This is a genomic window from Bordetella petrii (genome assembly GCF_020991325.1).
Lineage (GTDB): Bacteria > Pseudomonadota > Gammaproteobacteria > Burkholderiales > Burkholderiaceae_B > Bordetella_A > Bordetella_A petrii_E.
The window spans coordinates 23090-36594 of sequence record NZ_JAJMLX010000005.1; the positions used below are offsets into that span (position 1 = coordinate 23090).

Sequence of the window (13505 nt, forward strand, 5' to 3'; positions counted from 1 at the left end):
ATCATGTCCAGGCCTCATATGGCGCGCCAACCGGCCCCTCACCCGGCATGGCTACCACGTACTTTGCTCAATCTTGCCGCGCTGTGGGCAAGTTGCATGCTGGCCGGCGCCATGGCCCACGCTGGTCCTTCTTTCCGGCCGGGCAACCTGGCGTTGCCGGCGGGCAGCGTGCAGGCGCCGTTGGCCTCGAATGTGCGCCTGTACGGCATTCCAGCAGACATACGCCTGGTGGAAATTCCCGCCGATATACCGCAGGCGGTATCGCAATTGACGTCCCGGTATCCGTTCCTGTCCGACCTGGGTGTGTACCCCGGCCTTGCGGTGTTGTCAGGACACCAGGCTGGCAGGCCCTGGGTGGTGGCATTGCAATCGGTGGGGCCTGGCAAGACACAAGGTTCGGTCATGATGTTGTCGGCCCTGCCGCCGCGCTTGCCTTCACCGCCAGGCTGGCTGCCCGCCGGCGCACAACTGCGCCTGGATATCGCCAGCCAGGAAGGCATGCAGCGCAGCCTGCAACAGGTCTGGACGTTATCCCAGTCCCCCGACGCGTTGCGCGTCGCGGTCGTCCCCGCGCTGCTCCGTGCCGGCTGGGTACCGGAAGGCCCTGGGCAGGACGCCGGCCGCTGGATACAGGGGCACAAGTCCATGCACATCTCCATTACCGCCATCGACGGCGGCAGCGGCATGTTGATGTTGCTGCACGAAAGGGCAAGCCCATGAGAAACCGTATTCGGCCGTACCTGCTCAAGGCGCGCCCGTTTGCCGTGTACGCGTTTGCCCTGGGCGCCGGCTTGCTGGCAGCCTGGGCCGCCCGCGAGCACATCCAGGGCCGCGTGCGCGAAATCGAGCGCCAGGCCGAGGTTCCCGTGGCCGCGAAGCTGGTGGCTGCCAACGATCTTCCCGCCGGCACCCGGTTGCAACTGGATCACCTGGCGGTGCGCGACATCCCGCTGCAGTGGGTGTCCAAGGGCATGCTGGATCCCGATGCTGCCGACCAGGCCGTCGGCAGCGTGCTGGCTGCCGATCTGCTCCAGGGCGATGCTTTGCTGGGTGTGCTCCTGACGCCCGCTGCACCGCCACCGCCGTTGTCCGATCTGGTGTCCGCGGGCCGGCGCGCCGTTACCCTGCCGGCAGGCGAGATCACCGCGGCCTCTGGCGTGCTGCACCCCGAAGACGTGGTGGATATCTACGTTTCTTTCAATCACCGGGGCCATCATCTGACTGCGCCTCTGCTCCAGGGGGTGCGCGTGCTTGCCATGGGCGGCGATGCCCAGGCAGTATCTTCCATTACCCTGGATACCTCGGCCGAGGATGCGGTCAAACTGGTGGCGGCTCGCCACGCCGGCACCCTGACCGCCATGCTTCGGCATCGCAGCGACGCGGCTGGCCCCGTGCCAGCAGCCTCCGGAGATCTTGCGGCACTGATGGGGCTGGACGCCGATGACCTTCCGCGCCACCCCGCGGTTTCTATTCTGTATGGCGACAGGCTGGACGGCGACGTGCCGGCCCCTGCCCTGGAAGACAGCGCCGTTGCCGAGGGGCGGCGGCCATGAAGCGGGGCGCGTCCGTGTGGGTTGCCATGCTAGGCCTCCTGCTGATGCCGTGGGCCGCAATGGCCGTCGAGCCCATGCCATTGACGCTCGAGGTTGGGCAAACCCATGTCGTGCGCCACGCAAAGGTCGTACGGGTGGCGGTGGGTAATGGGCAGGTGGTCAGCGCCGTATCGGTCGACGGCCGCGAAGTGGTGCTGTTTGCTCGCCAGGAAGGTATGTCGTCGGTGCACATCTGGACACCCGCTGGTGTGGGGGCGGCCTATCAGGTCCAGGTGCGCCCCGCCGGCTGGGCGCAAATGCAGGAAGACGTCCAGGCATTGCTCAGGCATGTACCCAATGTCCGTAGCACTCCGGTGGGCGATAGCATCGTTATCGAAGGCGATGACCTGGCCGACGACGACCGGGTGCGCATCGCAGCGCTGGCGCAACGGTATCCGCGCATCATGGATTTCACAGGCCAGGTGGGCTGGGACCGCATGGTGTTGCTGGATGTGCAGGTCGTGGAATTGCCCAGCTCGCGCTTGCGCGAATTCGGCGTGCAATGGGACTCCGCCTCTCAGGGCGGCATGAACGCAGGGCTGGTGTGGCAGCCAGGCTCCAGGCAGCAGCTCGCTGAAACCGTGGCGCCGCCGCCGCTCGTCATGCCGGGAATGGGGGCAGGGGGCTATTTCGGCCTCAATGCGCTGATTTCATCCCGTATTGCCGCACTGGCGCAACGCGGCGACGCGGTACTGCTGGCGCAACCGCAACTGCTGGCGCGCAGCGGCACCACGGCTTCATTTCTGGCGGGCGGCGAGGTCCCCTACAGCACCACCGACGCCCAGGGCAACGCCCGGACTGAATTCAAGCCCTATGGGGTATCGCTCAACATTACCCCGCGCATCGACCGTAACGGAGCCATTCGCTCGCGTATCGAAGTCGAAGCCAGTTCGGTGGATACCTCGCTTACCGTGGCTGGCGGACCGGCCCTGCGCACGCGCCGCGCCGCCACGGAATTCAATGTCCGTTCAGGCCAGACACTGGTGCTGGGGGGCTTCCTGTCGCGCGAGCGGTCCCATGAACGCAGCGGCTTGCCGCTGCTGCAAGACATCCCCGTGCTGGGCGCCTTGTTCTCATCCCGGCGCGATCAACACAAGGAAACCGAACTGGCCATTTTCGTGACGCCGCGCATCGTGTCGCAAGATCATCCCGAACTGGCCATGCGTGCACAGCAAGGCCGAAACGTCCTGCGCCAGGCCTTTCCCGATGCCCCTGCGCTGGGCACGGCCGCGCCGGGGCCCGGAGGCGCCGATTGGGCCGCATACCTGGGCCCGGGATCGCAATGGCGGCCGGCTGCCGATACCTCCCATTCCGTACAACTCCGATGACCATACTCGATATCCTCATGACATTCGAAGACGGCCAGCAGCGGTCGCTGCGCGCCACGGCGCCCGTACTGATAGGGCGGTCGGCCGAATGCGGGCTGCGTATTCCGAACTGGCGCGTGGCAAAGCGACACGCGCAGTTGGTGGGGCAGGGGGGAAGCCTGGAACTCGAAGACCTGGGCTCGCTGGGAGGAACGCTGGTCAATGGCCGGCGTGTCACGGTGCACCGGCCGCTGATGCCGGACGATGACATCGTGATAGGCCCTTGCCGGCTGCGTGTCAGCACGGTCGATAATGCGTCCGAGCACCCAAGTGCCAGTTCCGAGGCTCATGGTTCCTCGGCGGAAGAGGCTGGCGCCATATCTCTCGCGGCACCGGAGGGTGCGCCGCAGGCTGTTGCGGGCCTGCTTCCGCATCGCCGGCGCCTGCACGCGGCGCTGCTGCAAGCGTTGGACTTGCGGCGCCGCGACGTGGCGGGCATGAGCGATACATTGCTGCGCGCCGAGGCCCAGCGGCTGTTGGAAGACATCGCCGCCAGCGACGCCGACATTCCTGCGCATGCCGACCGCGCCGCGCTGTGCCGCGAGGTACTGGACGAGGCGGTGGGCCTCGGACCACTAGAGCCCCTGCTGGCCGATCCCGGTATCAGTGAAATCATGGTAAACCGGCATGACGAAATCTATGTCGAGCGGCGGGGCCGCCTGTGCCGCCACGAAGCTGCCTTCAGCAGCGAGCAGTCGGTGCGCTGGGTGATCGAGCGCATCGTTGCGCCGCTGGGCCGGCGTATCGACGAGAGCGCACCCATGGTGGATGCGCGCCTACCCGACGGTTCGCGTGTCAATGCCGTGATTCCTCCGGTAGCCTTGAAAGGCCCCGCGCTCACGATACGGAAGTTTCCGGCCCTGCGTCCATGCATGGCCGACCTGGTGCGCGGCGGTTCCATCGACGCGGCCATGGCCGAGTTCCTGGCCCTGTGCGTGCGCACCCGCAAAAGCGTGGTGGTGTCGGGCGGAACCGGGTCCGGCAAGACCACCTTGTTGAATATCCTGTCCAACGCCATTCCCGAGGGCGAGCGCATCGTCACCATTGAAGACGCTGCCGAACTGCGCCTGGACCACGCGCACCTGGTCGCGCTGGAGGCACGGCCCGCCAACCTGCAGAACCGTGGCCGCATCGATATACGCGATCTCGTGCGCAATGCATTGCGGATGCGCCCGGACCGTATCGTGGTAGGCGAATGCCGCGGCGCCGAGGCATTCGACATGCTCACGGCGATGAACACGGGCCATGACGGCTCCCTGACCACGTTGCACGCCAATTCGCCACGAGATGCCTTGGGGCGCCTGGAGGCAATGGTGTTGATGGCCGGCATGGATCTTCCCTTGACTGTGGTGCGCGAACATATCGGCGCCAGCATCGACATCATCGTGCAGCAAACCCGCCTGTCCGACGGGCGGCGCATCGTGGCCTCGATTGTCGAGATCACCGGCCTGGAAAGCGGACGCATCCAGCTGCAGGAATTGTTTCGCTACCAGGCCGGGCAAGGTTTCCTGGGATGCGGTGTGCTGCCCAGCTTTGCACAGGCATGGCAGCTTGCCGGCGTTGCTTTCGACGCCGGCATGTTCAGTGGTGCCGCACCGCTTGCCGCCACGCGAGGCCTGTTGTCATGATCTGGCTGGCGGCGGCTATGTCGATGGCATGCACGGTGTTGCTGGCCTGGCGTGTGCAAGCCTGGTTCGGGCCGGCGCTGCAGCGTTATCGCCGCATTTACACCCAGGACGCCAGCGTCAAGCTGAGCGAAGTGTTCCTGTTCATCGACCCCGCCCAATTATGGCTGGCAGCCGTGCTGTTGGGGATGCTGGCGGGGGCGGTGGCCTTTGTTGCCAGCGGCAGCGCCGCGGTGGGCGCCATCGCGGCCGTGCTGGCAAGCAGGTTGCCGCGCCATCTGGTGGCGCGGCTGCGGGCGCGCCGCCTGGCACGTTTCGAGCAGCAACTGCCGGCGGCGCTGCTGAGCCTGGCATCCGCCCTGCGGGCGGGGGTGGGGGTATCCACCGCGCTGCGCCATATCGTCGAGCACAGTGAAACACCACTGGCGCAAGAGTTCGGCCTGATGCTGCGCGAACAGCGCCTGGGGGTGGCGTTCGACGCCGCGCTGGAGAACCTGAGCAGGCGCGTGCCATCGGAGGCCAGCGCATTGGTGGTGGCCGCCATGCGCGTGGCGGCCCATACGGGCGGCAACCTGGCCGAAACGCTCGAAGGCATCGCGCGCACGCTGCGCGAACGATTGCAATTGCAGGGCAAGGTACGTGCCCTGACCGCGCAGGGGCGCATGCAGGCCTGGATCGTCGGGGCCTTGCCGCTGCTGCTGTTGCTGGTACTGGATCAAATGGAACCCGAAATCATGTCCCTGCTGTGGCACACGCCGACGGGATGGGGTGTGCTGGCCCTGGTCGCCGGCCTGGAAACCGCGGGAATATTCTTGATCCGGCGCATCGTCGATATCGATATCTGAGGCCTGTTGACGCTACTGGAAAACCTGGCATGTTGCACTTGATCTCCATTCTGTTGGCCGGCATGGGCGGGGCGGTGGCGGCGTGGCTGCTGGCGCGGCCGGCATTGGCCGATGAGACGCGGTCTGGCGATGCCATGCCCTGGCGATGGCGGGTGGCGTGGCCCTGGCTATCGGCGGTGGCGCACGTCTGCGGTCCGTTGTTGTCCTGGAAGATGCGCGGTCGTCTGGATCGTCTCGTCACGCAAGCGGGGTTTCCACCCACGGCAACGGCGGCGCACGCCGCCGCGTTGGTCATCAATGCGGCGGCCCTGGGAGGCGTGTTGGCCGCGGGCCTGGCTTGGTGGCTGGACGCGGCCGCGGCAATTGCGCTGGCGGTGCCCCTGGGCGCGGTGGCGGCGGGGGGCTGGCCCGCGTTGTGGGTAAGGCAGCGCATACGCCGCCGGCGCCTATGCATCGGCCGCGAGTTGCCCTTCATGCTGGACATGATGACGCTTTGCGTCGAATCCGGCCTGAGCCTGCACGGCGCCTTGCAGCAGGCCGAGCAACACGGGCCGCCTGGCCCTTTGCGCCAGGAACTGGGCCGCGCCCTCGCGGACATGCGCACGGGTTTGCCACGCGCCGCGGCCTTGCTGGCATTGGCCGACCGTGCCGATAACCCGACTGTGCGGGCGTGGGTGGCGGCTTTGATACAGGCCGATGGCCTGGGCATGAGCCTGGGCCCATTGCTGCGCGGCCAGGCCGCGCAGTGCCGCACCGACCGATTCCAGCGCGCCGAAAAACTTGCCATGGAGGCTCCCGTGAAAATGCTGTTGCCCTTGATAGGTTGCATCTTCCCCTGCACGTTCGTCGTGTTGGCGTTTCCCATTGGCGTGCAGTTATGGCAGGCCACGCAATGATCCGCCCGCGCCGCCACCGCGCTTGCGCACGCTTGCGGCTGGTACGTGCCCAGGGCGTGCTGGGACGCATGCGCGGCTTGCTATGCCGGGCCAGGGCGCCGGGGCCGGGCTCTGCCTTGTTGCTGTCGCCATGCTGGGCAGTGCACACCGTGGGCATGCGCTACAGCATCGACGTGGCTTTCATCGACAGGCAGGGACGGGTGCTGCGCCTGGCGCGCAATCTGCGGCCCGGCCGACTGGCCGTGTGCGTGCGCGCGGCAGCGGTGCTGGAAATGGCGGTGAACTTGCAGGACACGCCGCTGCGTTACCGGCGGCGCCTGCATATCGCTTTGCGGCGCGCTGGCGTGCCGTGATGCCCGTGCGCTGTATGGAGAACGCCGCGGACTACACCGCCGGCACGAAAAACCGGTCGCGCAGGGCCTGCAGGCCGATCCGTTCCAGGATCTCGCCCAGCCGCTCGGCCGGCTTGCGCCGCGGCAGGTCTTTGTAGTGCGCGATGATCAGCTCGTTTTTCATTGAGTGTTCCCAACCGACCAGTTCCGTCACGCTCACCTGGTAACCGTGCGCTTCCAGTTGCAGGCAGCGCAGCACATTGGTGATCTGGCTGCCGAACTCGCGCGTGTGCAAAGGGTGGCGCCAGATCTCGGCCAGCGGGTCGGCCAGCGCCCGGCCTTTGTTCTGGCGCAGTGCCGCGGCCACTTCGGCCTGGCAGCAGGGCACCACCACGATGTACTGGGCGTGCTTTTCAAGCGCGAACCGGATGGCATCATCGGTGGCGGTATTGCAGGCATGCAGCGCCGTCACCACGTCGATCTGCTGCGGCAGGCGGTCTGAGGTAATCGATTCGGCCACCGACAGGTTCAGGAACGACATGCCGCCAAATCCCAGGCGCGACGCCAGCGCCTGCGACGAAGCTACCAGTTCCAGGCGCGTCTCGATGCCATATACGTGCGATTCGTCGTTCAGCGACTTGAAAAACAAGTCGTACAGAATAAAGCCCAGGTACGACTTGCCCGCCCCATGATCTACCAGAGACACCGAGCCGCGCTGCGTTTTTACGTCGTGCAGCAAGGGCTCGATGAATTGGAACAGGTGGTATACCTGTTTCAGCTTGCGGCGGCTGTCCTGGTTCATCTTGCCGTCCCGCGTCAGGATATGCAGTTCCTTCAGCAGTTCGACGGATTGGCCGGGGCGGATTTCAGGGACACGGGACATCAGGGACGGGCAGTTGCGCCACGGATTGGGCGAAGCATGCAGTTTACTGAACCTGCCGCTACACTCCCCCGAAGGCCAGGCGCGTGGCGTGTTCGCGCACATCGGCCGGCCACGAGGCCACCTGTTGCGCAAAACGCGCCTGATCGTGGGCGAACAGGGCCCGCGCTGCTTCTTCGAAGCCGGGCAGGTCGCCGCCGATGGACGACATGAAATGGTACGCGGCCTCTTGGCGCTGGCGCAGCCTGTCGGCCGCCTCGTGCGTGTGGCGAGCATCTTCCACCAGCTTGCGCAGCGCTACCGATGCGCCGCCCGGCTGCGAGGCCAGCCATTCCCAGTGGCGCGGCAGCAGGGTGACTTCGCGCGAGACCACTCCCAGCTTGGGCCGCCCGCGGCCGCGCACGCCCGGCACGGCGTCGACGGACGCAACGTCCGAAGGGGCCGGCGGGGCATAAGGCGTGCCGCCGCTGTCGCCGCGCAAGTCGATATCCACCAACCGGCCGGTAGTGTCGTCGTAGATCAGTACGGGCCCGGCAGCATTGGACTGCAAGGCCTGGCGCACGGCCAGGGTTACCGCGGGCAGGGCGCCCGAGGCAATGCGGCGGTGCCCGTCGAATGCGGTACACGTGATGGATAAGGAGTCGATGGCACTCATAGGCTCTCCTTGGGTTCAGGTGCCTTCATTATTTACCGGGTAAAAATGACAGTCAATATTACCCGGGTTAAATTGTGTGACAAGGCTTGTCCCATTGCGCAGCTAGGGGAAACACCTAGTAAAAACCTCGCAAGCGCGTATAATCTTGCTTTGCGCCCGGAGTTCCCCATGCGTCTCATCCAAAAAGCGCTCACCTTCGACGATGTGTTGTTGGTGCCTGCGTACTCCGAGGTGTTGCCGCGCGACACCTCGCTGGCTACTCGCCTCACTCGCAACATCACCCTGAATATCCCCCTTGTGTCCGCCGCCATGGACACCGTTACCGAGTCGCGCCTGGCCATTGCCATGGCACAGGAAGGCGGCATCGGGATCATCCACAAGAACCTTTCCGCCGACGAGCAGGCCAAGGAAGTGGCCCGCGTCAAGCGCCACGAATTCGGCATCGTCATCGACCCGGTTACCGTCACGCCCGACATGAAGGTGCGCGACGCCATCGCATTGCAGCGCCAGCATGGTTTTTCCGGGCTGCCGGTGGTCGAGGGCAAGAAGGTGGTGGGCATCGTCACCAACCGCGACCTGCGCTTCGAAGAACGCCTGGACCAGCCCCTGCGCAACATCATGACGCCGCAGGAACGCCTGGTCACCATGCAGGAAGGCGCCACGCTGGATGAGGCCCAGGCCCTGATGCACAAGCATCGCCTGGAGCGCGTGCTGATCGTCAACGACGCCTTCGAACTGCGCGGCCTGGCCACCGTAAAGGACATCGTCAAGAACACCGAGCACCCGGTTGCCAATAAAGACACCCAGGGCCAGCTGCGCGTGGGCGCGGCAGTGGGCGTGGGTGCGGGCACCGAAGAGCGCGTCGAAAAACTGGCGGCCGCCGGCGTCGACGTCATCATTGTCGATACCGCGCACGGCCATTCGGCCGGCGTGCTGGAGCGCGTGCGCTGGGTCAAGCAGAATTTCCCCAAGGTGGAAGTCATCGGCGGCAACATCGCCACGGCCGAGGCCGCGCGGGCGCTGGTTGAACACGGCGCCGACGGCGTCAAGGTCGGTATCGGCCCAGGTTCCATCTGCACTACGCGTATCGTGGCCGGCGTGGGCGTGCCGCAAATCACCGCCATTGCCGACGTGGCCAAGGCCCTGGAAGGTACCGGGGTTCCGCTGATCGCCGACGGCGGCATCCGCTATTCGGGCGATATCGCCAAGGCCCTGTCGGCCGGCGCCTTCGCCTGCATGATGGGCGGCATGTTCGCAGGCACCGAAGAAGCGCCGGGCGAAGTCGTGCTGTTCCAGGGGCGTTCGTACAAGTCGTACCGCGGCATGGGCAGCCTGGGCGCCATGTCCGACGGCTCGGCCGACCGCTACTTCCAGGATCCGGCCAACAACGCCGACAAGCTGGTGCCCGAAGGCATCGAGGGCCGCGTTCCCTACAAGGGCAGCGTGCTGGCCATTATTTACCAACTGGTGGGCGGTATCCGGGCTTCCATGGGCTATTGCGGCTGCGCCACCATCGACGACATGCGCACCAAGACCCAGTTCGTCGAGATCACCTCGGCCGGGGTCCGCGAATCCCATGTACACGACGTGCAGATCACCAAGGAAGCGCCCAACTACCGCGCCGACTGATCCCAGCGCCCAGTACAATGCAATGCATCGCGCACCGGCAGAACTCCGCGGTTCTGGCCGGTGCGCTTTTATTTACAAACCGGCAGAGTCTCCATGCACCATCAGCGCATTCTCATCCTTGACTATGGTTCGCAAGTCACCCAGCTGATCGCCCGCCGCGTCCGCGAGGCCGGCGTCTATTCCGAAATCCACCCGGGCGACGTTGACGACGCCTTCGTGCGCGACCAGGCCAGCCAGGGCCTGAAAGGCGTCATTCTGTCGGGCAGCCACGCCTCGGCCTACGCCGAAGACTCGCTGCGCGTGCCCGCCGCCGTGTTCGAACTGGGCGTGCCGGTGCTGGGCATCTGCTACGGCATGCAGTCCATGGCCCAGCAACTGGGCGGCAAGGTCAGCTTTTCCGACCACCGCGAATTCGGCTACGCCGAAGTGCGCGCCCACGGCCACACCAAGCTGCTGGACGGCCTGGCCGACTTCACCACGCCGGAAGGCCATGGCATGCTGAAGGTATGGATGAGCCATGGCGACAAGGTCACCGAATTGCCGCCCGGCTTCAAGCTGATGGCCTCGACTCCGTCGTGCCCGATCGCCGGCATGGCCGACGAAACGCGCCATTTCTACGCGGTGCAGTTCCACCCCGAAGTAACGCATACCGTGCAGGGCAAGGCCATGCTGGCGCGCTTCGTGAACGACATCTGCGGCTGCCAGGGCGACTGGAACATGCCCGACTACGTCACCGAAGCCGTGGCGCGCATCCGCGAACAGGTGGGCAGCGATGAGGTCATCCTGGGCCTGTCGGGCGGGGTGGATTCGTCCGTGGCCGCCGCCCTGATCCACAAGGCCATCGGCGACCAGCTGACCTGCGTGTTCGTCGACCACGGCCTGCTGCGCCTGGACGAAGGCAAGCAGGTGATGCAGACCTTCGCCGAGAACATGGGCGTGAAGATCATCCACGTGGATGCTACCGACCAGTTCATGGGCAAGTTGGCCGGCCAGGCCGACCCCGAAGCCAAGCGCAAGATCATCGGCCGCGAATTCGTGGAAGTGTTCCAGGCCGAGGCCGCCAAGCTGAAAAGCGCCAGGTGGCTGGCCCAGGGCACCATTTACCCCGACGTGATCGAATCGGCCGGCGCCAAGACGGGTAAGGCTACGTCGATCAAGTCGCACCACAATGTGGGCGGCCTGCCGGACACCCTGAACCTGCAGTTGCTGGAACCGCTGCGCGAACTGTTCAAGGACGAAGTGCGCGAACTGGGCGTGGCCCTGGGCCTCCCGCCGCAGATGGTGTACCGCCACCCATTCCCCGGCCCCGGCCTGGGCGTGCGCATCCTGGGCGAAGTCAAGCACGAGTACGCCGAACTGCTGCGTCGCGCCGATGCGATTTTCATCGACGAACTGCGCAGCACCATCGACGAAACCAGCGGCAAGAGCTGGTATGACATGACCTCGCAGGCTTTCGCTGTGTTCCTGCCGGTGAAGTCGGTGGGGGTCATGGGCGACGGCCGTACCTACGAATACGTGGTGGCCCTGCGCGCCGTGCAGACCTTCGACTTCATGACCGCAGATTGGGCGCCGCTGCCGCACGCGCTGCTGGCCCGGGTGTCGTCGCGCATCATCAACGAAGTGCGCGGCATCAATCGGGTGGTGTACGACGTGTCGAGCAAGCCGCCGGCCACGATCGAGTGGGAGTGAGTTTAGGTTCTTCGAGGACTATCGTCAGCCATCGATTGGCGGTAGAGCTGACGGTAAGGGCCGCCGCGGTACCCTGACCGCTGGCGGCTATGGGTCTGGTCGCATCGAAGATCGCAAGGTGGTCGTTGCCTATGCCATCGAGGCCCTGCGCCCGTTTGGCCATTTTCATTCCCGTGTCTTATTACCGCAAAGGCCACGTGAAAGAGCGCGGCCGGGCATTGTTCGTGCGTTAGCAATGGGCCAGCCGCCACGTGGTGCAGGCCAGGAACCAAGCCGGGTATAGTCAGGTCTTGCATTGCACAACGAGGAAACGGCGCCATGGATCGTCTGGCTGCAATGGAGGCCTATGTCAGTGTGGTCGAGGCGGGTTCGTTCTCGGCGGCCGCGCGCCGGCTCAAGCTGGGCCAGCCTGCCGTGTCGAAATCCATCGCCCAGCTCGAAGAGCGATTGGGCGCCCGCCTGCTGCTGCGATCGACCCGCGGGTTGGCAACGACCGACGCCGGCCAGCGGTTCTACGAGCACGCCAAGCGGGCCATCGAAGATGTCGATGAAGCCGAACAGGTTGCCCGCGACGCCTCGGCCGGCCTGGCGGGCCGGCTTCGGGTATGCGCGGCGGTGACGTTCGCCCGATTGCACGTTCTGCCGGCGCTCAAGACGTTCATGGACCAGCATCCGCAGCTCGAGATAGAAATCGTGCTCGACGACAGGAACATCGACCTGCTGGAAGAAGGCGTCGACGTGGCGCTGCGCATGGGCACACTGGATGATTCGTCCATGACGGCGCGCCGCGTCGCGCAAAGCCCACGGGTGGTGGTGGGTACGCCGGCGTATTTCGACGCTGCCGGTGTGCCCACTACGCCCGCCGACTTGAGCCGGCACCAGGCCATCGTCTATTCGCTGCGCGGAGGCGGGCAGTCCTGGTCTTTCAGCCAGGGCGGCGGGCAGGTGGCCGTCGTTGTCTCCGGCAGGGTGCGCGTGAGCGCGGCCGAAGGGATGCGCACGGCGGTATTGGCCGATATGGGCCTGGCCGTGGCGTCGCGGTGGATGTTTGCGCCCGAATTGCAGGCAGGCCAATTGCGACAGGTGCTGCAGGATTGGAGCCTGCCGCCGGTGGATCTGTGGGCGGTGTTTCCGTCCGGGCGTATGGCAAGCGCCAAGGCGCGCGCCTTCGTCGACTTCGTCGAGCAGACGCTGGCGCGGGACGAGGCGCCGCAACGCTGAAAGCGCGGTATTCCCGGTCAGCGCGTCTGGCCGGCGGCCTGTAAGACGGGGAACATCTCGGCGGGGTCCGGCCGATGCGTATAGTCGGGGTTGACTTCCGAATATAGGACGATGCCGTTTTGGCCGATGACGTAGCGCGCGGGAATCGGCAGGGTCCAGCTCGGGTCGTTGTTGAAGGCAGGCAGATCGTTTTTCAGCTGCTTGTACAGGTCGACCAGGTAATCGGGCAGCCTGAAGCGCAGGCCGAAGGCGGAAGCGGTTTCGCCGTTCACGTCGCTGAGTACGGGAAAACCAAGCTGGTTGGTGCGTACTGACTTGCGGCTATTGACGGCGGTTTGCGGTGAGATCGCCAGCAAATTGGCGCCCAGGGCCTGGATCGCCGGCAGGGCCTCGTTCATGGCCTGCAGTTCGATGTTGCAGTATGGGCACCAGACGCCGCGGTAGAAACTGATGACTAGCGGACCCTCGGCCAGCAGGTCGGCCGACGAGACTTCGTTGCCATCCTGGTCCTTCAGGCGAAACCGGGGGGCGCGGTCGCCGGCCTTGATGGCGCGCTCGGCCTGACCGCTGGCGATGAGCTCGGCGGTGGCGCGCTCCATGATGGGGTGGATTTCCGGCGGGGCATTGAAAGGCGGCTTGCCCGCCTTGAAATCGGCCTTGAAGGCGTCCAGTTTGTCTTGTAACGACATGAGCGTTCTCCGATGAGGGAATGGTGGGTGAGGGACCGGGTCGAGCGGATCGTGGATTCGCCTTGGAGTTCATCATCCGGGAACG

General features: G+C 65.6%; 13 protein-coding genes. 10 read left to right on the top strand and 3 right to left on the bottom strand.

What is annotated here, in order from left to right; all coding sequences use genetic code 11:
* Window positions 1-96: 96 nt before the first annotated feature.
* The 7 genes from LPZ50_RS01310 to LPZ50_RS01340 are packed head-to-tail and all read left to right on the top strand — an operon-like array spanning window position 97 to window position 6678.
* Complete coding sequence (locus LPZ50_RS01310) at window positions 97-720, top strand: hypothetical protein (protein WP_230656724.1); 624 nt, start codon at window positions 97-99, stop codon at window positions 718-720.
* The gene (gene cpaB, locus LPZ50_RS01315; protein ID WP_230656726.1) at window positions 717-1553 is read left to right on the top strand and encodes a Flp pilus assembly protein CpaB; all 837 of its coding nucleotides are present in this window, start codon (window positions 717-719) and stop codon (window positions 1551-1553) included. The genes LPZ50_RS01310 and cpaB overlap by 4 nt, the downstream gene beginning before the upstream one ends.
* Window positions 1550-2920, top strand: a complete 1371-nt coding sequence (locus LPZ50_RS01320; protein WP_419195551.1) for a type II and III secretion system protein family protein — start codon at window positions 1550-1552, stop codon at window positions 2918-2920. The genes cpaB and LPZ50_RS01320 overlap by 4 nt, the downstream gene beginning before the upstream one ends.
* Window positions 2917-4587, top strand: coding sequence for an ATPase, T2SS/T4P/T4SS family (locus tag LPZ50_RS01325; RefSeq protein ID WP_230656730.1), 1671 nt, complete (start codon window positions 2917-2919; stop codon window positions 4585-4587). The genes LPZ50_RS01320 and LPZ50_RS01325 overlap by 4 nt, the downstream gene beginning before the upstream one ends.
* Window positions 4584-5429, top strand: a complete 846-nt coding sequence (locus tag LPZ50_RS01330; RefSeq protein WP_230656732.1) for a type II secretion system F family protein — start codon at window positions 4584-4586, stop codon at window positions 5427-5429. Before LPZ50_RS01325 ends, LPZ50_RS01330 begins: the two co-directional genes overlap by 4 nt.
* A gap of 29 nt (window positions 5430-5458) precedes the next feature.
* Window positions 5459-6325, top strand: coding sequence for a type II secretion system F family protein (locus tag LPZ50_RS01335; RefSeq protein WP_230656733.1), 867 nt, complete (start codon window positions 5459-5461; stop codon window positions 6323-6325).
* Window positions 6322-6678 (top strand): DUF192 domain-containing protein, encoded by a 357-nt coding sequence (locus tag LPZ50_RS01340; RefSeq protein WP_230656735.1) that lies wholly within the window; start codon window positions 6322-6324, stop codon window positions 6676-6678. The genes LPZ50_RS01335 and LPZ50_RS01340 overlap by 4 nt, the downstream gene beginning before the upstream one ends.
* Before the next feature lie 31 nt (window positions 6679-6709).
* Here the strand turns inward: LPZ50_RS01340 and LPZ50_RS01345 are convergent, their stop codons facing one another.
* Window positions 6710-7540, bottom strand: coding sequence for a class I SAM-dependent methyltransferase (locus tag LPZ50_RS01345; RefSeq protein ID WP_230656737.1), 831 nt, complete (start codon window positions 7538-7540; stop codon window positions 6710-6712).
* Between the two features lie 58 nt (window positions 7541-7598).
* Complete coding sequence (locus LPZ50_RS01350) at window positions 7599-8192, bottom strand: DUF2239 family protein (RefSeq protein WP_230656739.1); 594 nt, start codon at window positions 8190-8192, stop codon at window positions 7599-7601.
* A gap of 168 nt (window positions 8193-8360) precedes the next feature.
* Here LPZ50_RS01350 and guaB point away from each other — a divergent pair, with 168 nt between their 5' ends.
* The 3 genes from guaB (at window position 8361) to LPZ50_RS01365 (ending at window position 12731) form a co-directional block, all read left to right on the top strand.
* On the top strand, window positions 8361-9821 hold the full coding sequence (gene guaB, locus LPZ50_RS01355) for an IMP dehydrogenase (protein WP_230656740.1): 1461 nt from the start codon (window positions 8361-8363) through the stop codon (window positions 9819-9821).
* Window positions 9822-9914: 93 nt separating this feature from the next.
* Entirely contained in the window at window positions 9915-11510 is a 1596-nt protein-coding gene (gene guaA / locus LPZ50_RS01360) for a glutamine-hydrolyzing GMP synthase (RefSeq protein WP_230656742.1), read from the top strand.
* Window positions 11511-11828: 318 nt separating this feature from the next.
* On the top strand, window positions 11829-12731 hold the full coding sequence (locus LPZ50_RS01365) for a LysR family transcriptional regulator (RefSeq protein ID WP_230656744.1): 903 nt from the start codon (window positions 11829-11831) through the stop codon (window positions 12729-12731).
* A 17-nt stretch (window positions 12732-12748) separates the two neighbouring features.
* Here the strand turns inward: LPZ50_RS01365 and LPZ50_RS01370 are convergent, their stop codons facing one another.
* The gene (locus LPZ50_RS01370) at window positions 12749-13420 is read right to left on the bottom strand and encodes a peroxiredoxin-like family protein (protein ID WP_230656746.1); all 672 of its coding nucleotides are present in this window, start codon (window positions 13418-13420) and stop codon (window positions 12749-12751) included.
* Window positions 13421-13505: the final 85 nt, after the last annotated feature.

Coding starts and splice junctions, on each gene's coding strand:
- LPZ50_RS01370 (WP_230656746.1), bottom strand. CDS start 13,420: ATGTCGTTACAAGACAAACTGGACGCCTTCAAGGCCGATTTCAAGGCG.
- guaB (WP_230656740.1), top strand. CDS start 8,361: ATGCGTCTCATCCAAAAAGCGCTCACCTTCGACGATGTGTTGTTGGTG.
- LPZ50_RS01335 (WP_230656733.1), top strand. CDS start 5,459: ATGTTGCACTTGATCTCCATTCTGTTGGCCGGCATGGGCGGGGCGGTG.
- LPZ50_RS01350 (WP_230656739.1), bottom strand. CDS start 8,192: ATGAGTGCCATCGACTCCTTATCCATCACGTGTACCGCATTCGACGGG.
- LPZ50_RS01325 (WP_230656730.1), top strand. CDS start 2,917: ATGACCATACTCGATATCCTCATGACATTCGAAGACGGCCAGCAGCGG.
- cpaB (WP_230656726.1), top strand. CDS start 717: ATGAGAAACCGTATTCGGCCGTACCTGCTCAAGGCGCGCCCGTTTGCC.
- LPZ50_RS01310 (WP_230656724.1), top strand. CDS start 97: ATGCTGGCCGGCGCCATGGCCCACGCTGGTCCTTCTTTCCGGCCGGGC.
- LPZ50_RS01345 (WP_230656737.1), bottom strand. CDS start 7,540: ATGTCCCGTGTCCCTGAAATCCGCCCCGGCCAATCCGTCGAACTGCTG.
- LPZ50_RS01330 (WP_230656732.1), top strand. CDS start 4,584: ATGATCTGGCTGGCGGCGGCTATGTCGATGGCATGCACGGTGTTGCTG.
- LPZ50_RS01320 (WP_419195551.1), top strand. CDS start 1,550: ATGAAGCGGGGCGCGTCCGTGTGGGTTGCCATGCTAGGCCTCCTGCTG.
- guaA (WP_230656742.1), top strand. CDS start 9,915: ATGCACCATCAGCGCATTCTCATCCTTGACTATGGTTCGCAAGTCACC.
- LPZ50_RS01340 (WP_230656735.1), top strand. CDS start 6,322: ATGATCCGCCCGCGCCGCCACCGCGCTTGCGCACGCTTGCGGCTGGTA.
- LPZ50_RS01365 (WP_230656744.1), top strand. CDS start 11,829: ATGGATCGTCTGGCTGCAATGGAGGCCTATGTCAGTGTGGTCGAGGCG.